The organism is Elizabethkingia bruuniana (genome assembly GCF_002024805.1).
Classification (GTDB): Bacteria; Bacteroidota; Bacteroidia; order Flavobacteriales; family Weeksellaceae; genus Elizabethkingia; species Elizabethkingia bruuniana.
The window spans coordinates 3,296,101-3,316,193 of sequence record NZ_CP014337.1; the positions used below are offsets into that span (position 1 = coordinate 3,296,101).

Below are 20,093 nucleotides of genomic sequence, written 5' to 3' on the forward strand. Positions count from 1 at the left end.
GTTCTTTATTGTATAGTTAAAGGTACTAATTTTTATGCTTTAATAAATGCCTCAACCAGCTCTTCAATTTCTTCTTTTGCTTTTGCGAGATCATCATTTACCACTACTTTATCAAAATCCTTTGCATAAGCCATCTCTTCTTCAGCTTTAGCAACGCGGATTTTAATAGTTTCGGCATCTTCTGTATTTCTTTTAATCAGTCTTTGTTCCAGCTCCTCAATGGAAGGTGGTGCAATGAATATAGACAGAGCCTGCTCTCCGAATATCTTTTTCAGATTAACACCTCCTTTTACATCCACATCAAATATAACTACGTTTCCATAGTTCCAAATTCTTTCTACTTCTGTTTTCAATGTTCCATAATACTTATCAGTATACACTTCTTCAAATTCCACAAATGCATTTTCAGCTATTTTCTGTCTGAAATCTTCCGGTGTATGGAAGAAATAATCTATTCCGTGTTTTTCTTCTCCACGGGGAGCACGGGTTGTTGCAGAAATTGAAAATTGAAGTTTAGGAAACTGTCCTAAGCAATGCTTTACCAATGTAGTTTTGCCACTTCCTGATGGCGCTGAAAATATGATTACTTTATTCATTATATTGTATTAACTGATCGTATGAAACGGTCAATAATCGTTATTATTTCTATTTAATTTTTTTTTAGCTTAAGATACCGGACATCAGTATTCTTTTGAAGGGATAGAATACAGGCGATTCCGGAAATTCTATGCGTAACCGGTTAATATATTCGTTTTTGAACTGTTCCTGTAAGTGTTCCGGAAGTTTTTCCATATAAGGAATCAATGCCGTACCCGATGTCCATTCATAAAGAGCATCTGCGTTTGGAAGGATGTGTGGGTATATTTTTTCGAAGACACAGATATCACTAAGACCATTTTCGAAAAAGATTTTACCATAATCTTCTATCTTTAGTACGGTCAATGGTCTAACCCATGAATTCAATGCTTCTTTATACGGGGATTCGAATGCAAGATCTCTTATCAGTCTGTGTGTAAAATGATCATGATTGGAAGGAATCTGTATTGCTACCTGTCCTCCTTTTTCAAGCAGACCAATCACTTTAGGAAAAACTATTTCATGTTCGTTCAGCCATTGCAGTGCTGCATTGGAAAAAACCAGATCATACTTCTCTCCATCGGAAAGAGCTTGTTCTATATCTCTTTGCTGAAAATGAAGATCATCATCTGCATAGGCTTTCGCTTTTTGCAGCATCTCGGCAGAAGAATCGACACCCAGGACTTTACTTCCGGGTAATTCTTTTGCCAGTTTGGCTGTCAGTTCTCCCGTTCCGCATCCAAGATCTATAGCTTTCAGGTTTTCTTTCACTTGAACCAAACTTAGAAGATCGTAGAAAGGAAGATAACGTTCGTTTTTAAATTTCTCGTAAACATCCGGATTCCATGCCATAACATTATTCTTTTATGTTTTATATTCTGTTAGCCCGGTAAAAAGCTCTTCCATTACAGAAGAGCTGATTATATCAGTATTCTAAAGTACGTTAAGACTTTGTTCTTTAATTTTTTCTAAATCATCCTTCATCTGTACTACCAGCTTCTGGATTTCCTGATGGTTTGCTTTAGAACCCAAAGTATTAATTTCACGGCCTATTTCCTGGGATATAAATCCTAGTTTCTTACCATTATTATCTTCTTCGTTCAATACCTCAGTGAAGTATTTGCAGTGTTGTGCCAATCTTACTTTTTCTTCAGAAATATCAAGCTTCTCAACATAGTAAGTCAGTTCCTGGTAGAAACGGCTTTCATCCACATCTCTGAAGTCCTTAAGATTGTTCAGCATTCTTTCTTTGGTCACCTCTATTCTAGCTTCTTCAAAAGGAGCGACAAGGGTAAGGTTGTTTTCAATATTTTTAACATAAGACCTAAGTTCAGTTTCCAGAGATTTACCTTCTGTAATTCTGAAGTCTATGAAGTTATCGATGGCTTTTTCTATAATCAACAACAATTCGCTCCACTCTTCTTCAGTAAGTTCTGAATTGGATGTAGAAACAGCATCAGGAAGCTTTGTTGCAATTTTAAGAAGTTCTACTCTGTCGGCAGCTGTAACGATATCCGAAAGTTCGTCCATATAAGCTCTGATAACATCTTTATTAAGAGTTGTATCGGTCTTACCATCAATAATTTCTACATTTAAATAGAAATCGACTTTGCCACGAACGATTCTTTCGCTTAATATTTTGCGGATATCAAATTCTTTTTCTTTATAACGAAAAGGAATTTTTAAGTTCAAGTCAAAACCTTTACTATTTAGTGACTTTACGTCAATACTTATCTTCTTGCCTCCACATATACCTTCTGCTCTGCCGAAGCCTGTCATAGATAAAACCATATTTTTCTCCTATAAAATTATACAAAGATACATCATTATAGGTGAAAATATTTGAAAAGCATGAAGTCTCCTCCACTAATGCATTCAAGACTATATAACTACGTTAAATACAATTATCAGGATATTGAAAAATTATTTTTTCCATATATTTAGGTTTAATTATAATAAAAACACCAATATGTCACTTAAAGAAAAATTACAAAAATTGGCTTATGAAAAAAGCGCCCCGTGTGTTAGCATATCTCTTAATACCCATAGGACATATCCTGACAATTCACAAGATGAAATTCTATTAAAAAATCTTACCAAAGAGGCAGAAAACCGGATTATTAATGAATTTGGAAAAAGACCAGTAGAAGCTTTATTGAATAAGATTGATAATATCTCCAAGGAAATAGATGTTAATTACAATCTAGACAGTCTTCATATTTTTCTCTCCAACGATACTCAGGAAATTATTAAACTACCTTTTCCCATTCCGGAAAACCAAGTACAAATCACCAGCAACTTTGCATTAAGACCTATAATCAGAGCATACTCTTCAAGTAAAGAATATATGATATTATTACTTTCCCAAAGTGGTTCTTATCTATATAAAGCTTTTAATGATGGTATTGTAGAAGAAATTAGAGAAGAAGGATTTCCCTTTTCAGAAAACTTACATTACATTACCCATTCTGATAAACGCAGTGATCCAAAACAAGTTGATGATATGGTAAGGGAATATTTTAATAAGATAGATAAAGCAGTGGTTAAAATCTACCAAAAAGAGAATATCCCATGTATTGTCATCTGTACAGAAGATAATTATAGTAAACTTTTACAGGTAGCAGATATACCAAAGATCTATAATGGCTACCATTCTATAAATTATAATGACACGGCTACCCATACCATTGCTGCACAAGCCTGGAAGTTGATACAGGAAATACAAAAAACAGAAAGAGCCGAATCTATTAGTGAAGTAAAAGAAGCTGTTGCCCAGGGTACAGTACTTACAGATCTACAGGAGATTTATCAGGCAGCTCTGGATGGAAAAGGAGATCTTCTAATTATACATCATGACTTCTCCCAACCTGTTCTTATGAGAGGTGATAGAAATTTCGATATAGTAACGGACTTAAGTCTTCCAAATGTCATTGACGATATTACGAGTAATATAGCTTGGGAAGTTTTTTCTAGAAATGGAAGAGTTATATTTACTGCTCAGGACGAAATAAAAGAATTGGGCGACATTGTTATGAAGACAAGATATTAATTTGTTATTTTGATTTTTTAATCCTACAAAAAGCATGTACTTTTGCACCTATGAAGAGATGGTACCTCTACCCTTTTTCTCTGGGCTATGGCTTTGTAACCTCTGTCCGGAATTTATTTTTTAATATAGGCATACTTTCCAGCAAAAAATTCCGCACTCCGATTATAGGCGTGGGTAATCTTTCTGTGGGTGGAACGGGTAAGTCTCCAATCGTTATGTATCTGGCAGATATTCTCTCCAAACATCAGAAGCGCACCGGAGTTTTATCACGTGGCTACGGACGACATACCAAAGGTTATGAAGTCGTGAACTACGATTCAACCTATAAACTGGTTGGAGACGAAGCAATGCAGTTATTCGAACGTTTTAAAAACCGTATTGTTATCGCTGTTTGCGAAGACCGTGTTTTTGGGGCAAGAAAATTAATAGAAGATATGGATCTTAATGTTCTTGTATTGGATGACAGCTATCAGCATCGTTATATAAAGCCGGGCTTCAATATTTTATTAACAGACTATTCGGATCCTTTCTTTAAAGACTTTGTACTTCCTGCTGGAGATCTGCGTGAATCCAGAAGTGGCTATAAAAGAGCCAACATGATTCTGGTAACAAAATGTCCTGAAGATTTGACGGAGGAAAAGAAGCAATATTATATTTCCAGAATAAAGCCACAATACGGGCAGAAAATATTCTTCACCTCTATTGATTATGCGGATGAAGTATACTCTAAAGACAAATATTTACCCACAAATAACTTAGACTATTACGATATTTTACTCATTACAGGAATAGCAAATCCTAAACATTTGCTAAAAGAACTAAGCAAATATTCACAGCGTGTAAAGCACCTTAAATTCAAGGATCATCATTCATTTACTGAAGAGGATATTAAGAAAATTGCCAGTGAGTATAAAAAACTTGGTGAATACAAACTGATCTTAACTACAGAAAAGGACTATGTCCGCCTGAAGACTTTCGACTATCTTCGGGACAAACTCTATTATTGGCCTATAAATGTGGTTATAGACAAGAAAAATGAATTTAATGAGATGATACTTGCTTACGCTGAAAAGAAGCAGTAATAACATCTTATATAGCACTATATTAAAATCCTTATTTCAACAATGAAGCAAGGATTTTATTTTTGTACTTTCACAGTATTAATCGCATAAATAAATCCTAAGTGAACAAATTTATTGCTTTATCATTAGTATTAACCAATACAGTATTTGTATATGCCAATGATGTAAAATTAGAAAATACCCGCCAGAAGTATAATAAAGCAACTACAATCAGTTATAAATCGACAGCTTTTTATCCCAATCCGGATACAGACGAAATTACTAGTTTCAGCGTCTTTTATACTATTTATAACTCCAAAAACATGGTTTTTGACTTTCATAGTCAAAATGATGATACTGAAGAGTTTTATAAAAACGGGATTTACACAGAAATTAAGAAGTCGGAGAAAGCATATTACCAGTATGAAAATAAACAGAATCAGGATGAAGCAATGCAGTCTTCTCGTTTAGCACAATACGGTCCAGTAGCACTACTAAAAAACAAATGGAAATATATAGACGACATATCAGCTGACGGTAAACTTCAGTCACACTATTCATTTATAGAAGACGAACATGAATACAATGGTAAAATCGTTAAAACTGTATTTCATCTTTACATTGCACCAGATAATTCCGTTTCAAAATTTGAAAGAAAAAGCTATGTAGATAACAAGTTAGGACAAACCGTAACTTATAAATTTAGTAACTATACTTTTTCAAATAAAAAAGAGTCTTTTAACTATTCTCTTCCGAAAGATTACTCTTTAAAATATTTTGAAAGAATTGAACAACTGAAACCAATAAAAGAAAATACAGAGGCTCCTCTCTTTGAAGCTATAGATATTAACGGAAATAAAGTATCTCTGAATACATTTCCGGCAGAAAAGAAACTCATATTATTTTCTGCCACCAATTGCGGCGCTTCAAAAGTAGTAAACGATTATCTCTGCCAACCGAATTATGCACTGAGTAAGAATATTTCGCTGATCAATATATTTGGTTCGGACTCTAAAGAAAATGTCATTAAATATTTCAGAAATAAATCTGCAAATAATACCATAATTACGAACAGAAAGGATCTTGAAACGGAATATGGCATTTCCGGCTACCCTATTTTATATATGGTCAATAAAGAAGGTATTATTGCTAAAGTTGCAGACGGAAGTGATCAGGTAATTTCATTATTAAAAGAACTAAACAAGGGCGCAAATAAATAAATTTTATAGTGCTTATGCTTATAAACAAAAAAAAGACCGCTTTGCAGCAGTCTTTTTTTTGTATGTAAAATGAATTATTTCAATTCAACTTCAGCACCAGCTTCTTCAAGTTGCTTCTTAAGAGCTTCTGCTTCGTCTTTAGATACACCTTCTTTGATTGCAGCCGGAGCTCCATCAACGATGTCTTTAGCTTCTTTAAGACCAGCACCAGTTAAATCTTTAACTAATTTAACGATAGCTAATTTAGAAGCACCTGCAGACTTAAGAATTACGTCGAATTCAGTCTTTTCTTCAGCAGCTTCACCAGCTCCACCAGCAGCTACAACTACAGCAGCAGCAGCAGGCTCGATTCCGTACTCATCCTTAAGGATAGCAGCTAATTCGTTTACGTCTTTTACAGTAAGGTTAACAAGCGTTTCCGCTAAATTTTTTAAATCTGACATTTTTAAATGTTTTAAATTGTTGAACGATTATATTTTTTCTTGAGTGTCTATTATTCAGCACTTGCTTCAGGAGCGTCAGTGCTTTCAGCTGCTGCCTCAGGAGCAACTGTTTCTTCAACTGCAGGAGCTGCTGCTTCTTCAGCTTTAGCTTCAACAGTTTCTGGTTTGTTCTGTAGAGCAGAAACAACTCTCTGGATAGGAGATTGAAGTAATCCGATGATTTCTCCGATCATTTCCTCTCTAGACTTGATGTTAGCTAGAGCAGATAATTGGTTATCTCCGATATAGAAAGTTTCTTGCAAATAAGCAGATTTCAAAGCTGGTTTCTCAGCATTCTTTCTGAAACCTTGGATAAGTTTTGCAGGAGCGTTTGCAGTATCAGCAATCATTAAAGTAGAGTTACCTTTGAAAGTTTCAAACATTTCAGAATAATCTACTCCTTCGATTTGCTCCATTGCTTTTTGAAGCAATGTATTTTTTACTACTCTTAATTGAACGTTGTTTTTGAAAGCTTGTCTTCTGAAATCTGAAGTCTGAGAAGCATTCAATCCTTCAAGATCAGCTACATAAACAGCTTTTGCGTCTTGTAGCAATTCTTTGATCTCTTGTATTACTAGTACTTTTTCTTCTTTAGTCATTGTTCTTCAGATTTTAGTTTACAGATTTAGAATCAATCGCAATACCTGGACTCATTGTAGAAGAGATATAGATACTCTTTACATAAGTTCCTTTAGCAGCAGTTGGTTTCAATTTAAGTAACGTCTGGATTAATTCCTGAGCGTTTTCTCTGATTTTGTCAGCATCGAAAGATACTTTACCAATTGCAGCATGGATAATACCATATTTATCTACTTTAAAATCAATTTTACCAGACTTCACTTCAGATACAGCCTTACCAACTTCTAAAGTTACAGTTCCTGATTTAGGGTTTGGCATTAAACCTCTTGGACCTAATACACGTCCTAATGGACCTAATTTACCCATTACAGCTGGCATAGTAACGATAACGTCAACATCTGTCCAACCTCCTTTGATTTTATCTAAATATTCGTCAAGACCTACATAGTCAGCACCAGCAGCTTTAGCTTCTGCTTCTTTATCTGGAGTTACAAGAGCAAGAACTCTTACATCTTTACCAGTACCGTGAGGAAGAGATACAACACCTCTTACCATTTGGTTAGCTTTTCTTGGGTCTACGCCTAATCTTACGGCGATATCTACTGAAGCGTCGAACTTAGCAGTGTTTACTTCTTTTACTAAAGCAGAAGCTTCTTCTAAAGAGTATACTTTGTTTTTTTCGATTTTGCTTGCAGCTTCTTTTTGTTTTTTTGTCAATGTTGCCATGAAATCAATTTTTAAGCGTTAAACGGATTTGTACCTGTTACTTTAAGACCCATAGATCTTGCAGTACCTGCAACCATACTTACAGCAGACTCCATTGTGAAGCAATTAAGATCCGACATTTTGTCCTCTGCTATTTTCTTAACTTGATCCCAAGAAACACTTCCTACTTTATTTCTGTTTGGTTCTCCGGAACCTCCCTTGATTTTAGCCGCATCCATTAATTGGATTGCTGCAGGTGGAGTTTTGATTACGAATTCAAAAGACTTGTCTTCGTAAACTGTAATTACTACAGGTAAAACTTGCCCTGGCTTATCTTGAGTTCTTCCGTTAAATTGCTTACAAAACTCCATGATGTTAACACCTGCAGAACCTAAAGCAGGTCCTACTGGTGGAGAAGGGTTTGCTGCACCTCCTTTCACCTGAAGCTTTACCATTTTAAAGACTTTCTTTGCCATTTTAGCTTTTTTAAAATTTTAAATTTATAATGTGGAAGCATTTATAAATCAGAGGATTAACATTCTCACATGGTTAATCCTACTATTTGGACTGCAAAATTATAAATTATTTTTGAATTAGCAATACGTAATAACCTAAAAATCAAAAAGATTTTATTTTTTTATTCATTAACCCGATTTCTCCTGCTACTCAGGAATAAAAATATTCCGCCAACGATGATTAATGATGCTATATTCGCATAAGTACTATAATGATAGGCAACTGTTGCCTTCAAAATATCGCCCTCCTTCCCTAGTAAACGAAAGAAAATTCCGCCAATAATACTTACACCCAAGGCTATTGAAACTTGCTGTACAGTTAAATATACTCCGGAGGCAGATGCGGTAAGATCTGAAGAAATTTTACGAAGTGCCATAGTCATCATAGATGGCAGCATAGTTCCGCATCCTATACCATATAAGAATAGTATGAAGTAAATTAAAAAACTGCTGATATGCTCGCTTGTAAAGCAACAGATATGAAGTACCAATGCCACAATCATAATACAACTACCACCAAGCATCACTTTATAATTGTATTTCATAACCATCCTTACCGAAAATAACGAGGCAATAAAATAACCTATACCCTGCAGCACAAACATATTACCTACATGTACAGAGGAAAGGTTCAGATGACTTTGAAGGTAAATAGCATTTAGAAAAAAATAAGAATCCTGTGCAATATAATAGAATACCGCTGCCAGTATACCAATATTGAATTCTTTAAGTGAGAAAAGACTAACATCTATCAGAACCGGATTCTGTTTTGTAAGTCTGTACTTTTCGTATAAATAGAATAGAAGCAGAATAACAAAGGATAACATGAGCATTGCAATACTCCATACAGGCCAGTGCGACTCGCTGCCTACAATGAGAGGATAAATTAAAGTGATCAGAAAAACAGTTAACAGGAGTAATCCAAAAGCATCAAAAGACTTTTGTTTGACAACCGGTACTTCTTTCAGTTTTAAAATACTCAGAACAAAAGCAATTCCGCCTAAAGGGATATTGATCATAAAAATAAGCCGCCAGCCTTCAATTCCCCAGACATTCAGTTCCGGTAATATACCTCCTAAAAATTGTCCGACAACAGAGGCTGCTCCAGCAATACTTCCGTAAATCCCAAAAGCCTTTGTGCGATCCCTGAAGTCTGGGAAGACATAAGGAATCATTCCAACGCCTTGCGGCACCATAAAAGCAGCGCTTACTCCCTGAAAAAATCTAAATATATTGAGCTGAAATGTAGTTTGTGCAATGCTGCAAAAAAGAGAAAATACAGTAAACAGCAACATTCCCCATGCATATACTTTTTTCTTACCCCAAGTATTTCCGGCAATACTACCCGTTATAAGAAACGCGGCATATCCCAGAACATAGGCCACAATAATAAACATCGCTTCGGAATTAGTTCCGTTCAGACTTTCCTTTATACTTGGCACAGCAACATTCACTACAAACAGGTCTATTACAGCTAAAAATACACTCATGGACAGCAGCAGCAAAACACCAATATTTCTAAAACTTTTCATAATTTTATATCTAAATTTGCTACAATTATAGCATTGAAAAGCTGCCAAAGTCAAGTAGGTAAAAAAACAATACATAGTATGGAAAACAGTACTAATCCAGAGAATGAGTGTATTACATATTCAGAAAAATCAGAAAAAAATTATGATGCCCTCAATACTCTTCAGCTGATTAGTGGTAAGTGGAAGATATTAATAATGAAATCTATTGCCGAAAGCTGTCCTAAAAGATTTGGAGAACTTCGGAAAGATATGGATTCGATGTCTCAGGGAACACTTACCACCCAATTACGGGAACTAGAAGAGAACGGACTTATATGCCGGAAAATATATGCAGAAGTACCACCCAAAGTAGAGTATAAACTTAGTAACCTGGGAATAACATTACTTCCCATTATCTCTGAACTGGAAAACTGGTGGCAGGATTATTCGCTTTGCATAAAAAACAAATAGAAAAAACAACATTAATTTATATAAGGACCTTCTCTTCAGAAGGTCTTTTTTTAGTCATTTACTAATAATTATCTCACTATTTAAAAGCCAAAAAATGTATAAGTTAAAATTTATATATGACCTATAACTACTAATTCAAATTTTCTTTAGTAGAAAAACTTCTATTGCATGATTTTCAGCACATGATTATTCCCTATGAAAAATATCATCAAACAAGCGGCATAATTAATATATAATTTAGCACTGTAAACAATGAATTATTTAAAAAATGAACAAGTACTTTATTTTAGCAGGATTATTTTTTTCAGTGGGACTAAGTGCTCAAAACTGGCAGGTAAGATTAAGAGGAATTAGCGTTCAGCCTAATGAGAAATCTACTATTGATGTAATCGGAGGAAATGCAAATGTTTCCAACTCATATATTCCTGAAGTAGATTTCACCTACTTCTTCAACAAGAATATTGCAGCAGAATTAATTCTGGGAACGACAAAGCATAATGTAAATGCAGAGAACACTTCTTTGGGAAATGTAAATCTGGGTAGTGTATGGCTGTTACCACCAACTCTTACACTTCAATACCACTTCTATCCGACAAAAACAATAAAGCCATATATAGGTGCTGGTATTAATTATACTTTCTTTTACAGTTCCAAACCTGGTGATGTCACCCATGTAGATTACAAAAACAATGCAGGCTTTGCATTACAGGGAGGTATAGATTATATGATCAATGATAAGTTTTTTGTCAACTTTGATATGAAAAAGATATTCCTGAAAACCGATGTAACAGTAGATGCTGCCGGAACTAATATTCCCGCAAAAGTAACATTGGATCCATTTTTATGGGGTTTTGGTGTTGGAATGAAATTCTAGATAAACTAAACTCGTTATTTATAAAAATCAATAGCCAGTGCTATTCAGTTACCAACAACTTTAAGGCAAGTAATAGCAAAAATTCAAGGACATTTTTAGGAGTTAAAACCGGCTAATTGATGGAAAGGCTGTCTCAGGATTCTGATGACAGTCTTTTTTATATCTAATACTTTATTACCAATCTTACTCCGGATCAGTATTATAACAGGGAGCACTGTTAGGAGCTTTATCTCTATGGGTTGTAATTATGAACCTCAAGAGTGTTCCGGAGGAACCTTATCTTAATCCGAAAAGCAAAACCATTCAGATGAAAATCAAAAACTTTAGATTACTATTAAAATAGAATATTTATTTCACTCTCTTATCAGCTAAACTGTTTGCCCAGTACTCAGTTTTTGCTCCTCATACATATATTTACATACAATTCTCGATACAATTAAGCACAAAAAAAACCGAAAGAATAACTTTCGGTTTATATATTTTCAAGAACCTTAATTCTTTTCTACCTGCATGTAGTTTAGTTCTAGTGGAGTCTTTCTTCCGAAGATAAGAACCATAACTTCCAGTTTCTTTTTGTCTTCGTGGATCTTTTCGATTGTTCCGTTGAATCCGTTGAAAGGTCCGTCGATTACTTTTACATTCTCTCCTACTGTGTAAGGGATACCTGCATCTTGCGCAAACTCGGATAATTCATCCATTCTTCCTAACATCTTGTTCACTTCTGCCTTACGCATCGGAACCGGATCTCCTCCTTTTGTTAAGCTTAGGAATGAAATCACTCCCGGAATGTTTTTAATGATGTGAGGAATCTCTCCAACAAGGTTTGCCTCAATCATAATGTAACCTGGATAGTAAGGTCTCTCTTTTGGAACTTTCTTACCATTTCTCATCTGGATAACCTTCTCCATTGGTATTACTACCTGCGATACGTCTTTTTCCAGACTAAGTCTTTTAACTTCAGTTTCAATATAGTTCTTAACTTTATTTTCCTGACCACTGATAGCTTTTATGACATACCATTTCAATTCGCTCATAGAAAATAATTTTTAGTTAAAAGCACCAATTAATAGAGTATAAATATTCTTGATAGCTTCACTAAAAAGCGTATCTATCCCGAAAGTAAAAACAGCAAGCAGAATAGTAGCTATCGCAACTACCGTAGTAGAAGACTGCAACTGAGGCCACTTTGGCCATTCTACCTTATCTTTAAATTCTATGAAAGAATCTTTAAGAAAACTTATTAAACTCATCATTATTAATTTGCACGGGCACTAGGATTCGAACCCAGATCAACGGTTTTGGAGACCGGTATCCTACCATTGGACGATGCCCGTAGATTAAAAGCTCCGCAAGTTTCCTTGCGGAAGCTTTATATTATTTTAAATCTTAGTCTAAGATTTCAGTAACCTGACCAGCACCTACTGTTCTACCACCTTCTCTGATCGCGAATCTAAGTCCGTCGTTAAGAGCGATTGGTTGTAACAATTCTACAGTGATAGTTAAGTTATCACCAGGCATTACCATTTCTACACCTTCTGGTAAGAAGATTTCACCTGTAACGTCAGTAGTTCTTACATAGAACTGAGGACGGTATTTGTTGTGGAATGGAGTGTGACGTCCACCTTCTTCTTTAGAAAGGATATAAACCTCAGCTTTGAATTTCTTGTGTGGCTTAACTGAATCTTTCTTAGCGATAACCATACCTCTCTTGATGTCAGTTTTTTCAATACCTCTCAACAATAGACCTACGTTATCACCAGCTTCACCTCTGTCTAGGATTTTTCTAAACATCTCAACACCTGTAATAGTAGAAGTTAACTTCTCGTCACCCATACCTACGATGTCAACAGGATCACCTGTGTTGATTACACCAGCCTCGATTCTACCAGTTGCAACAGTACCTCTACCTGTAATAGAGAATACGTCTTCGATTGGCATAAGGAATGGCTTATCAGAATCTCTTACTGGTTGCTCGATCCAAGTATCAACAGCTTCCATTAGAGCATCTACAGTAGCTACCCATTTCTCGTCTCCGTTAAGAGCACCAAGAGCAGAACCTTGAATTACTGGAGAGTTATCACCATCATATTCGTAAGTAGATAATAGATCTCTAAGTTCAAGCTCAACAAGCTCTAACAATTCTGGATCATCTACCATGTCAACTTTGTTCATGAACACAACAATTCTAGGTACGTTTACCTGACGGCAAAGTAGGATGTGTTCTCTAGTTTGAGGCATTGGACCATCTGTAGCAGCACATACTAAGATAGCTCCGTCCATTTGAGCAGCACCAGTTACCATGTTTTTTACATAGTCGGCGTGACCTGGACAGTCAACGTGAGCATAGTGTCTGTTTTCAGTTTCATACTCGATGTGTGCAGTATTGATAGTAATACCTCTTTCTTTTTCTTCAGGTGCAGAGTCAATTGCAGAGAAGTCTTTTTTCTCAGCAAGACCTTTATCTGATAATACTTTACTGATAGCAGCAGTCAAAGTAGTTTTACCATGGTCAACGTGACCAATAGTACCAATGTTAAGGTGTGGTTTGTTACGATTAAACGTTTCCTTTGCCATGATCTTAATGTTTAATTATTAACTAATTGATTTTTTTCAGTGTGCAAATATAGTCATTTTTTAGATAACAAAATTTTTTTTGAAAAATTTTATATCTATTTTATTCCTTAAAAAACACAAAAGGTTTTTTAAATACTTTCAAAAATCTTCTTAAAAACAAAAAGACTAAATGAGCTTTAACAAAAAACCCTCCCATTCATTAAGAGAAGACTTCCAATCTTTGCACTGAGCCAATATCGGGATTTGAACCCGAGGCCTCTTCCTTACCAAGGAAGCGCTCTACCCCTGAGCTATATCGGCAGGTAAAAAAAAATCACATTCCGCAAGGGTTTGTGATTTTTTTGAGCGGAAGACGGGGGTCGAACCCGCGACATTCAGCTTGGAAGGCTGACGCTCTACCAACTGAGCTACTTCCGCTTATTAAGTTTTGAATATTTACGCCTGTTGGTAAGCGTTTGCAAATATACAACAAAAATTCAAAACTGCAAATTTTATTTAAAAATTGTGGGGAGAGCAGGATTCGAACCTGCGAAGTCTCACGACAACGGAGTTACAGTCCGTCCCATTTGGCCGCTCTGGTATCTCCCCAGTTTTTTTTAAATATATTGAGCCTCCAGAGGGATTCGAACCCACGACCCCGAGATTACAAATCACGTGCTCTGGCCAACTGAGCTATGGAGGCAAAAGATTTCAAAAGAACAACTAATCTATATTTGTATCCGTTTTGCGAGTGCAAATATAGAACGTTTTTTTGAAATCTTCAAAATTATTTTAAACTTTTTTTCATTTTTTTTTCTACGCAGTTTCTTTTTTCTTGATTAACAGCTTTTTAGCTGCATCCACGCAACTGTCAATACTTTCCTCAAAACTTGCCGATGTTTTCTTAACAACGATATCTTCCCCCGGAATATCCAAAATAACCTCAGCTGTTTTATTTTCTTTATCCGCTGTATTTTCAACTTTCAAAAGAACTTTACATGACTGAATTCTGTCATAGAATGTTTCCAGTTTGTTTACTTTTTTCTCAATATGTTCTTCTAACGGAGCATGAGGGGTTAATCCAAAGGATTGTACAGTAATTTTCATAATTCATCTTTTTTTGTGGCTCTTGGATGAGCCTGGTTAATCACTTTTTTCAACTGTTCAATACTTGCATTAGTGTACACTTGCGTACTTGCAAGGCTAGCATGACCTAAGATTTCTTTTACCGCAAATATCTCCGCGCCGTTATCCAACACATGTGTTGCAAAACTATGCCGGAGCATATGCGGGCTTTTCTTCTTCTTAGAACTAACATAACTAAGATAGAAGTTTACTTTGGAATAAACAAACTTTTCAGTCAGTTTCTTCCCTCTGTGATTGACAAAAAAGAGATGATTATAATCAGGTAGAGAATTCCTTTCCGCAAGGTATTCCTGAAGGATATTTTCCAGATCAGGAGACATTGGAATCTGTCTTTGTTTATTTCCTTTACCATGTACTTTCAGGATTCGGCTGCTAAAATCTACATCGTGAAACTGAAGTGTACACAATTCAGACTTTCTCATTCCTGTCTGATAAAGGGTTTCAATAATTGCTTTCGTAAGGATATCGGGCTTTTCTGTAAAAACCTGCTGCAATTCCTCCATCTCTTCCTGAGACATCGGAATCTGCTTTTCGGCATAGAACTTTAAAGAATCTATTGCTTCCAGTGGCGATACTTTTATATCCCCTACCTTCATCAGAAACAAATAGTAGCTCCGCAGACTAGATAGTTTACGATTTATACTTCTATTAGTAAGCTTTTTTTCATTCAGAGATATAATAAAGTTCCGTACAATCTTTTTATCAACCTGTAACGTATCTTCTATCCCTTCCGTATCCATGAGAAAAGCCATAAAATCACGGAGATCTTTTTTGTAACTGGTAACCGTGTTTTCCGAGTAACGCTTCTCAACTCTTATATATTCGAGAAACTTATCTATAAGTGCCATAATAGCTATAAAATAAAATCACTTTCCAAATATAAACATTCGGAAAGTGATTGTATCTAATAAACCTGGAAAAATTGGCTTATGCTTGTTCTTCCTGGCTAACGCCTCTTTGCTTGTGAGCTGCTTTTTGAATCTTTTGTCTATGAGTCACAGAAGGTTTAACAAACTGTTGTCTAGCTCTTAGCTTTCTTACAACACCTGTTTTATCAAATTTTCTTTTGTACTTCTTTAGAGCTCTATCGATAGATTCTCCGTCTTTTACTGGAATTATTAACATATTTTACATCTCATTTTCGAATGCAAAAGTAAATAAAATTTCTGAAAGCGCAAATTTATTTTTAAATTTAAACCTTAATTCTCAATTCTTTAATGAACACTTATACCGTTATAAATGCCTCTGCAGGCTCCGGGAAGACCTATAGTCTTATCAAAAATCTCCTGAAGATCTGCCTACGCAATAACAGACCTGAAATTATCCGAAATATTCTGGCGCTCACTTTCACCAATAAAGCGGCCAATGAAATGAAGGAAAGGATTCTGTCGTGGCTTGGGGACTTCACATCGGATCGTTATATGGATATTCAGGCATTGACTGATATTCAGAAAGAATTGAAAGCAGAAGGTATTCACCTGACTCTGGAAGACCTTCATTACAGATCCAAAAATTTACTGGATTACATCCTCCATCATTATTCAGCACTGAATATTAGTACTATTGATAAATTCAACACCAGATTAATTCGCTCTTTCGCCTACGAACTGGGATTGCCTCAGAATTTCAATCTGGAAATTAATGCCGCCCCCTTTCTTCTGGAAGCAGTAGACCAGACACTGGATAAAATTGGTGATAATGAGCAGCTTTCTGTAGCATTTATGGATTATGTAAACTACAATCTGGATAATCAGAAGCGAGAGAACCTACAGAAGACTTTATTCGATAGTGCAAAGAACTTCAATAGTGACATTCATTATTTTACCTTAGGAAAGAATAAGAATTTTGACTGGGATGCTTATTCTGATGAAAAAGAAAAGTTGAGGAAAGAAATAAAGCAACTGATGAAAGATGCTAAAGAAAAAGCTCTTTCGTCTGTTGAGCTAATAAAGTCCCGCGATTTGTTAACAGAAGATTTTGCTGGTGGTAAAGTAAACAGTATTGCTGTCTTTTTTGAAAAATATCTAAATACTGAATCCCCTGCCCTTCCTACCAACTCGGAGGAAAAAGCTTTGGAAAACTACAATAAGCTGTCCGGTGCCAAATCTAAAAACCGTGCCGATGAGATCGCTGCTATTCTCCCTATTCTTTTGGATAACAGAAAAAACATTATCCTTAATCATCTGGAAATAGAAAAGAAGAAGAAGATCCATACAGCTCTCCTTCCATTGAAAGTAAATAAAGAGATACAGGACCAGCTAAAATTTATTGAAGACGAAAATGACTTGCTAATGCTCTCCCGCTTCAATGTATTAATCAACGAACAACTCCGTGATGAGCCTTCCGCATTTATCTATGAAAAAGTTGGTGAGCAATATCAACATTATTTTTTCGACGAGTTTCAGGATACTTCATTCCTGCAATGGCAGAATTTCCTTCCTCTTCGGGATCATATTCTTTCCGAAGAAAGTACCAGCTTTACTCTTGTAGGCGATCCAAAACAAAGTATATACAGATTCCGGGGCGGAGATGCACAATTGATGCTGGACATTATTAATAAAAAGGAGGAGACTCCCAGATATGCAGATATTCATAATCTGGAGCATAATTACCGGAGTAGTTATAACATTGTAGAATTTAACAACAAACTATACCAGTATCTTTCTGATTTTGTGGAGGAAGATTATCGCGACATATTTGGTACTCTGGCGCAGCAGAGGCCACATTCGGAAAATGCAGGCCGCGTAAAAATAAACCTTGTAGAAAACAATAGTGCAGATGTTTTCTTTGACGATGTAGCCGAAAAAATGAAAAATGATATTCAGGAATGCCTGGACAATGGTTTTAGTTTTTCAGATATTGCTATTTTATGTCGAGGCAATAATGATATTCTAAAGTTCTCCCAGTCGCTTTCGGCTCTGGAAGTAGATTATAAAAATGAAAAACAATTTATCCGGACTATTTCAGAAAAAGGACTCACACTCGATCTTTCTTCAACTATCAATGCTGTTATCCAGTATCTGCTATGGTATTCGTTTCCGAAAAACAGAAGATATCTTGTTCTTTGCCTTTACTATCTGAATAAATCGGGTCGTATAAACATAGAAGACTTCAGTGCTGAACTTTCTGATATCCTATTGGCTGAAAATACCTTGTCACTGCAAGAGAAAGTAGAGGAAAAATACAAACTGAAGCTTACTTCCGATATTCCAAATCTCAATACCTATAGTTTTATCGAAAGTATTTTACAGGAATTTTCGGTAAAAGGAAAGGAAACCGATTACCTCATCAATTTTCTGGAACTTTTATATGGCTTCTTCCAAAATATGGCAGCCACACTAAAAGATTTCCTTCAGTACTGGCAGGAAGAGGGGCATTCTATAAGTATCCAGGCTTCAGAAAACACAGATGCCATTAACCTGATGACGATTCATAAATCTAAAGGACTTGAATTCCCTGTCGTTTTTCTTCCTATGAGAAACAGCCACAAGGATACTCAGTTTAATGACTGGTATGACATTTCGGATTCCAGAGAACAGCCTTTACAAACAGTAAACCTTACTTCTTTTAATAAAGATCTCGCACAATATGATCATAGCATGACATCTTTTAATGAAGAAAACACCTATAAAAATAAAATCGACAGGTTTTGTATTCAGTATGTAGCAACTACAAGAGCGGTAGAGCAAATGTTTTTCTATATTCAGAAACCAGGAAAAACTTCGGGATATCTGGAAATATATGATTTTATTGCGGGGCAAAAGAATACTGATGAGGATAGTTTCGATTTTTTCGAAACAGATGAAAAGCATTTGCTAAAACAACATAAAAAAACAAAACAGCATACAGGACAAGATCTTCACATTGGCTCGTTAAGAGCTTCTGATGAAACCTTCAGTACTGAAATAAAAATTGCGACACCTTCCAAAAGCTATCAGGAACGAAATGAAAGTGTAAAAACGGGTATATTCACTCACCAAATTCTGGAAAAGGTTGTTACAAAAGATGACGCTCCATATGTTCTGAAACAATATTTACTGGATGGTACTATTACTCAGGCGGAATTCGAAGCTGTACAGATTAGGCTGAATAAATTATTTGAAGCATATCCGCAGTATTTCGATGGTCATTATGAAGTTATTAATGAACGGGATATTCTGTTTTCTGATAAGGGAGAATCCCGCTTACTGCGTACCGACCGTTTGCTAAAAGCACCTGAAGGCTGGATTATTATAGACTTTAAAACGGGAGCCGAACGGGAAAAATATGAAGCCCAGATCGATATCTATAAAAGGGCATTAGAAAAATCCGGAGAAAAAGTCTGGAAAGTGGAGGTATTATATATATAAGAAGAGATTATCCCAAAATCCATAAGTATTTTATTTTGTCATCCTGAGCTGAGCTCAGGATGACATTTTTTGATGACTCTCTCTTAAAATACTTCAAATGACTTTAACTCCAGAAGATTATTTTCTTTCTTTTTTCTTTCCTTCAACCTCTTTTCTGCTTCACGTTGCATTTCAGGGCTTAGCTGGAAACCACTCATATTAAACACCCCTACTCCATCAGTATTTTCCCGCAGCTTTGCTAGATCTTTAGGTTTTATTTCAGTCACCCGCTGTATTGTCAGTGGAGAAAAGAGTACCTTTTCTTTTTTATTTCCGTGCAACATAAAGGAATAATGAGATTTTTCATCCGAAACTGAAACAATCAATCCCGGCAATCCCTGAAACTTATATGGTCCAAAATTCAATGGAATATCTGGTGTGAACCATGCTATCCATTTTCGGCCGCCTATTGCCAACGTTGCTTTCTGGCAATTGTATACACCAATCTTCTTAACCTCATCTTCAATCTTCCAGTTCATTTTCGGGAGTGGGAACTGGTATTTATAATTTTTCATACCAATTGTTTCTACAATCATCTGCTCCTGTTTATCCGAATTGGTATAAATATTATAGTTAAATTTTGTTTTCATCCGTCCCATCATCGAAAGCGCTGCTGCGGCATCGTTGGTAACAGCAACAGAATAAATGACAGAATCTTTCATCAGCTTGTTCTGACTGGCAAAGCGCGACTCTTTTCCTAAGACATCCAGAAAAAACAGTTCTTTTCTTACATCTCCCAAATCTGTTGAATCTATTTTATAGGTAAGTTCATACGTGAATCTGTTCACGCTTTCCTCTTTAATACTTTGGGTAAAATATTGATTGATGATTAAAAGGAAAATAAAAAAAGTAATTTTTCTATTCATATAATATTATTAAACCTGATTTTGTGAAAATTAAATTTAACTAATTTTTTAGTGTTACGAAAATGTTTTTCCTATAAATATTAAGTGAATAGTTGAT

21 protein-coding genes and 5 tRNA genes are annotated in these 20,093 nt (G+C 35.5%); 6 read left to right on the top strand and 20 right to left on the bottom strand.

What is annotated here, in order from left to right; all coding sequences use genetic code 11:
• Positions 1-32: 32 nt before the first annotated feature.
• The 3 genes from gmk to AYC65_RS15375 all read right to left on the bottom strand — a co-directional run bounded on the left by gmk (position 33) and on the right by AYC65_RS15375 (position 2,367).
• Positions 33-596, bottom strand: a complete 564-nt coding sequence (gene gmk / locus AYC65_RS15365) for a guanylate kinase (RefSeq protein WP_034869600.1) — start codon at positions 594-596, stop codon at positions 33-35.
• 64 nt (positions 597-660) lie between these two features.
• Positions 661-1,428, bottom strand: coding sequence for a methyltransferase domain-containing protein (locus AYC65_RS15370; protein WP_034869602.1), 768 nt, complete (start codon positions 1,426-1,428; stop codon positions 661-663).
• An 81-nt stretch (positions 1,429-1,509) separates the two neighbouring features.
• Positions 1,510-2,367: a YicC/YloC family endoribonuclease gene (locus AYC65_RS15375; protein WP_034869603.1), complete on the bottom strand. Its 858-nt coding sequence runs from the start codon at positions 2,365-2,367 to the stop codon at positions 1,510-1,512.
• Positions 2,368-2,545: 178 nt separating this feature from the next.
• Here AYC65_RS15375 and AYC65_RS15380 point away from each other — a divergent pair, with 178 nt between their 5' ends.
• From AYC65_RS15380 to AYC65_RS15390, 3 genes are all read left to right on the top strand, one after another.
• Positions 2,546-3,625, top strand: coding sequence for a baeRF3 domain-containing protein (locus tag AYC65_RS15380; RefSeq protein ID WP_034869605.1), 1,080 nt, complete (start codon positions 2,546-2,548; stop codon positions 3,623-3,625).
• A 50-nt stretch (positions 3,626-3,675) separates the two neighbouring features.
• Positions 3,676-4,707 (top strand): tetraacyldisaccharide 4'-kinase, encoded by a 1,032-nt coding sequence (gene lpxK / locus AYC65_RS15385; protein ID WP_034869606.1) that lies wholly within the window; start codon positions 3,676-3,678, stop codon positions 4,705-4,707.
• Between the two features lie 101 nt (positions 4,708-4,808).
• Positions 4,809-5,906 carry a TlpA family protein disulfide reductase gene (locus tag AYC65_RS15390; RefSeq protein ID WP_034869607.1) on the top strand — a complete coding sequence of 366 codons (1,098 nt, stop codon included), beginning with the start codon at positions 4,809-4,811 and terminating at the stop codon, positions 5,904-5,906.
• Positions 5,907-5,980: 74 nt separating this feature from the next.
• Here the strand turns inward: AYC65_RS15390 and rplL are convergent, their stop codons facing one another.
• From rplL to AYC65_RS15415, 5 genes are all read right to left on the bottom strand, one after another.
• Positions 5,981-6,349 (bottom strand): 50S ribosomal protein L7/L12, encoded by a 369-nt coding sequence (gene rplL, locus AYC65_RS15395; protein WP_034869608.1) that lies wholly within the window; start codon positions 6,347-6,349, stop codon positions 5,981-5,983.
• Between the two features lie 50 nt (positions 6,350-6,399).
• On the bottom strand, positions 6,400-6,987 hold the full coding sequence (gene rplJ, locus AYC65_RS15400; protein ID WP_034869609.1) for a 50S ribosomal protein L10: 588 nt from the start codon (positions 6,985-6,987) through the stop codon (positions 6,400-6,402).
• Between the two features lie 13 nt (positions 6,988-7,000).
• Entirely contained in the window at positions 7,001-7,693 is a 693-nt protein-coding gene (gene rplA / locus AYC65_RS15405) for a 50S ribosomal protein L1 (protein ID WP_034869610.1), read from the bottom strand.
• A gap of 11 nt (positions 7,694-7,704) precedes the next feature.
• Positions 7,705-8,148, bottom strand: a complete 444-nt coding sequence (rplK, locus tag AYC65_RS15410) for a 50S ribosomal protein L11 (RefSeq protein WP_009085663.1) — start codon at positions 8,146-8,148, stop codon at positions 7,705-7,707.
• A gap of 161 nt (positions 8,149-8,309) precedes the next feature.
• Positions 8,310-9,719 carry an MFS transporter gene (locus AYC65_RS15415; protein ID WP_034869611.1) on the bottom strand — a complete coding sequence of 470 codons (1,410 nt, stop codon included), beginning with the start codon at positions 9,717-9,719 and terminating at the stop codon, positions 8,310-8,312.
• Positions 9,720-9,797: 78 nt separating this feature from the next.
• On the opposite strand from AYC65_RS15415, the gene AYC65_RS15420 reads away from it, so the two are divergent.
• Together AYC65_RS15420 and AYC65_RS15425 are read left to right on the top strand one after the other, a co-directional pair.
• Positions 9,798-10,169: a winged helix-turn-helix transcriptional regulator gene (locus AYC65_RS15420; RefSeq protein ID WP_024564732.1), complete on the top strand. Its 372-nt coding sequence runs from the start codon at positions 9,798-9,800 to the stop codon at positions 10,167-10,169.
• A 268-nt stretch (positions 10,170-10,437) separates the two neighbouring features.
• Positions 10,438-11,043, top strand: a complete 606-nt coding sequence (locus AYC65_RS15425; RefSeq protein ID WP_034869612.1) for an OmpW/AlkL family protein — start codon at positions 10,438-10,440, stop codon at positions 11,041-11,043.
• Positions 11,044-11,534: 491 nt separating this feature from the next.
• On the opposite strand, the gene nusG is transcribed toward AYC65_RS15425, so the two are convergent.
• From nusG to rpsU, 11 genes are all read right to left on the bottom strand, one after another.
• The gene (gene nusG, locus AYC65_RS15430) at positions 11,535-12,077 is read right to left on the bottom strand and encodes a transcription termination/antitermination protein NusG (RefSeq protein WP_009085655.1); all 543 of its coding nucleotides are present in this window, start codon (positions 12,075-12,077) and stop codon (positions 11,535-11,537) included.
• A 12-nt stretch (positions 12,078-12,089) separates the two neighbouring features.
• Positions 12,090-12,293 carry a preprotein translocase subunit SecE gene (gene secE, locus AYC65_RS15435; protein ID WP_034869613.1) on the bottom strand — a complete coding sequence of 68 codons (204 nt, stop codon included), beginning with the start codon at positions 12,291-12,293 and terminating at the stop codon, positions 12,090-12,092.
• A 13-nt stretch (positions 12,294-12,306) separates the two neighbouring features.
• Positions 12,307-12,377, bottom strand: a tRNA-Trp gene (locus tag AYC65_RS15440).
• Positions 12,378-12,429: 52 nt separating this feature from the next.
• Positions 12,430-13,617 carry an elongation factor Tu gene (gene tuf / locus AYC65_RS15445; RefSeq protein ID WP_034869614.1) on the bottom strand — a complete coding sequence of 396 codons (1,188 nt, stop codon included), beginning with the start codon at positions 13,615-13,617 and terminating at the stop codon, positions 12,430-12,432.
• A 228-nt stretch (positions 13,618-13,845) separates the two neighbouring features.
• Positions 13,846-13,917 (bottom strand) — tRNA-Thr (locus AYC65_RS15450).
• 44 nt (positions 13,918-13,961) lie between these two features.
• Positions 13,962-14,034 (bottom strand) — tRNA-Gly (locus AYC65_RS15455).
• A gap of 88 nt (positions 14,035-14,122) precedes the next feature.
• Positions 14,123-14,205 (bottom strand) — tRNA-Tyr (locus AYC65_RS15460).
• Between the two features lie 20 nt (positions 14,206-14,225).
• A tRNA-Thr gene (locus tag AYC65_RS15465) sits at positions 14,226-14,299 on the bottom strand.
• A 113-nt stretch (positions 14,300-14,412) separates the two neighbouring features.
• On the bottom strand, positions 14,413-14,703 hold the full coding sequence (gene hpf, locus AYC65_RS15470; RefSeq protein WP_034869616.1) for a ribosome hibernation-promoting factor, HPF/YfiA family: 291 nt from the start codon (positions 14,701-14,703) through the stop codon (positions 14,413-14,415).
• A complete protein-coding gene (locus AYC65_RS15475) occupies positions 14,700-15,590 on the bottom strand; it encodes a tyrosine-type recombinase/integrase (RefSeq protein ID WP_034869618.1) in 891 nt (296 codons plus the stop codon). The genes hpf and AYC65_RS15475 overlap by 4 nt, the downstream gene beginning before the upstream one ends.
• Positions 15,591-15,669: 79 nt before the next feature.
• Positions 15,670-15,867, bottom strand: a complete 198-nt coding sequence (rpsU, locus tag AYC65_RS15480; RefSeq protein ID WP_034869620.1) for a 30S ribosomal protein S21 — start codon at positions 15,865-15,867, stop codon at positions 15,670-15,672.
• Positions 15,868-15,959: 92 nt separating this feature from the next.
• Between rpsU and AYC65_RS15485 the strand changes: the two genes are divergently transcribed.
• Positions 15,960-19,091, top strand: a complete 3,132-nt coding sequence (locus tag AYC65_RS15485) for a UvrD-helicase domain-containing protein (RefSeq protein ID WP_034869621.1) — start codon at positions 15,960-15,962, stop codon at positions 19,089-19,091.
• A gap of 83 nt (positions 19,092-19,174) precedes the next feature.
• Here the strand turns inward: AYC65_RS15485 and AYC65_RS15490 are convergent, their stop codons facing one another.
• Positions 19,175-19,996: a GLPGLI family protein gene (locus AYC65_RS15490; protein WP_034869622.1), complete on the bottom strand. Its 822-nt coding sequence runs from the start codon at positions 19,994-19,996 to the stop codon at positions 19,175-19,177.
• Between the last annotated feature and the right edge of the window lie 97 nt (positions 19,997-20,093).

Excerpts from the sequence above, each read along its gene's own strand:
- tuf (WP_034869614.1), bottom strand. The coding sequence starts at position 13,617 with ATGGCAAAGGAAACGTTTAATCGTAACAAACCACACCTTAACATTGGT.
- nusG (WP_009085655.1), bottom strand. The coding sequence starts at position 12,077 with ATGAGCGAATTGAAATGGTATGTCATAAAAGCTATCAGTGGTCAGGAA.
- hpf (WP_034869616.1), bottom strand. The coding sequence starts at position 14,703 with ATGAAAATTACTGTACAATCCTTTGGATTAACCCCTCATGCTCCGTTA.
- AYC65_RS15425 (WP_034869612.1), top strand. The coding sequence starts at position 10,438 with ATGAACAAGTACTTTATTTTAGCAGGATTATTTTTTTCAGTGGGACTA.
- rplJ (WP_034869609.1), bottom strand. The coding sequence starts at position 6,987 with ATGACTAAAGAAGAAAAAGTACTAGTAATACAAGAGATCAAAGAATTG.
- AYC65_RS15420 (WP_024564732.1), top strand. The coding sequence starts at position 9,798 with ATGGAAAACAGTACTAATCCAGAGAATGAGTGTATTACATATTCAGAA.
- gmk (WP_034869600.1), bottom strand. The coding sequence starts at position 596 with ATGAATAAAGTAATCATATTTTCAGCGCCATCAGGAAGTGGCAAAACT.
- AYC65_RS15415 (WP_034869611.1), bottom strand. The coding sequence starts at position 9,719 with ATGAAAAGTTTTAGAAATATTGGTGTTTTGCTGCTGCTGTCCATGAGT.
- rpsU (WP_034869620.1), bottom strand. The coding sequence starts at position 15,867 with ATGTTAATAATTCCAGTAAAAGACGGAGAATCTATCGATAGAGCTCTA.
- secE (WP_034869613.1), bottom strand. The coding sequence starts at position 12,293 with ATGAGTTTAATAAGTTTTCTTAAAGATTCTTTCATAGAATTTAAAGAT.
- AYC65_RS15475 (WP_034869618.1), bottom strand. The coding sequence starts at position 15,590 with ATGGCACTTATAGATAAGTTTCTCGAATATATAAGAGTTGAGAAGCGT.
- AYC65_RS15370 (WP_034869602.1), bottom strand. The coding sequence starts at position 1,428 with ATGGCATGGAATCCGGATGTTTACGAGAAATTTAAAAACGAACGTTAT.
- AYC65_RS15490 (WP_034869622.1), bottom strand. The coding sequence starts at position 19,996 with ATGAATAGAAAAATTACTTTTTTTATTTTCCTTTTAATCATCAATCAA.
- rplK (WP_009085663.1), bottom strand. The coding sequence starts at position 8,148 with ATGGCAAAGAAAGTCTTTAAAATGGTAAAGCTTCAGGTGAAAGGAGGT.
- AYC65_RS15485 (WP_034869621.1), top strand. The coding sequence starts at position 15,960 with ATGAACACTTATACCGTTATAAATGCCTCTGCAGGCTCCGGGAAGACC.
- rplA (WP_034869610.1), bottom strand. The coding sequence starts at position 7,693 with ATGGCAACATTGACAAAAAAACAAAAAGAAGCTGCAAGCAAAATCGAA.
- lpxK (WP_034869606.1), top strand. The coding sequence starts at position 3,676 with ATGAAGAGATGGTACCTCTACCCTTTTTCTCTGGGCTATGGCTTTGTA.
- rplL (WP_034869608.1), bottom strand. The coding sequence starts at position 6,349 with ATGTCAGATTTAAAAAATTTAGCGGAAACGCTTGTTAACCTTACTGTA.
- AYC65_RS15380 (WP_034869605.1), top strand. The coding sequence starts at position 2,546 with ATGTCACTTAAAGAAAAATTACAAAAATTGGCTTATGAAAAAAGCGCC.
- AYC65_RS15375 (WP_034869603.1), bottom strand. The coding sequence starts at position 2,367 with ATGGTTTTATCTATGACAGGCTTCGGCAGAGCAGAAGGTATATGTGGA.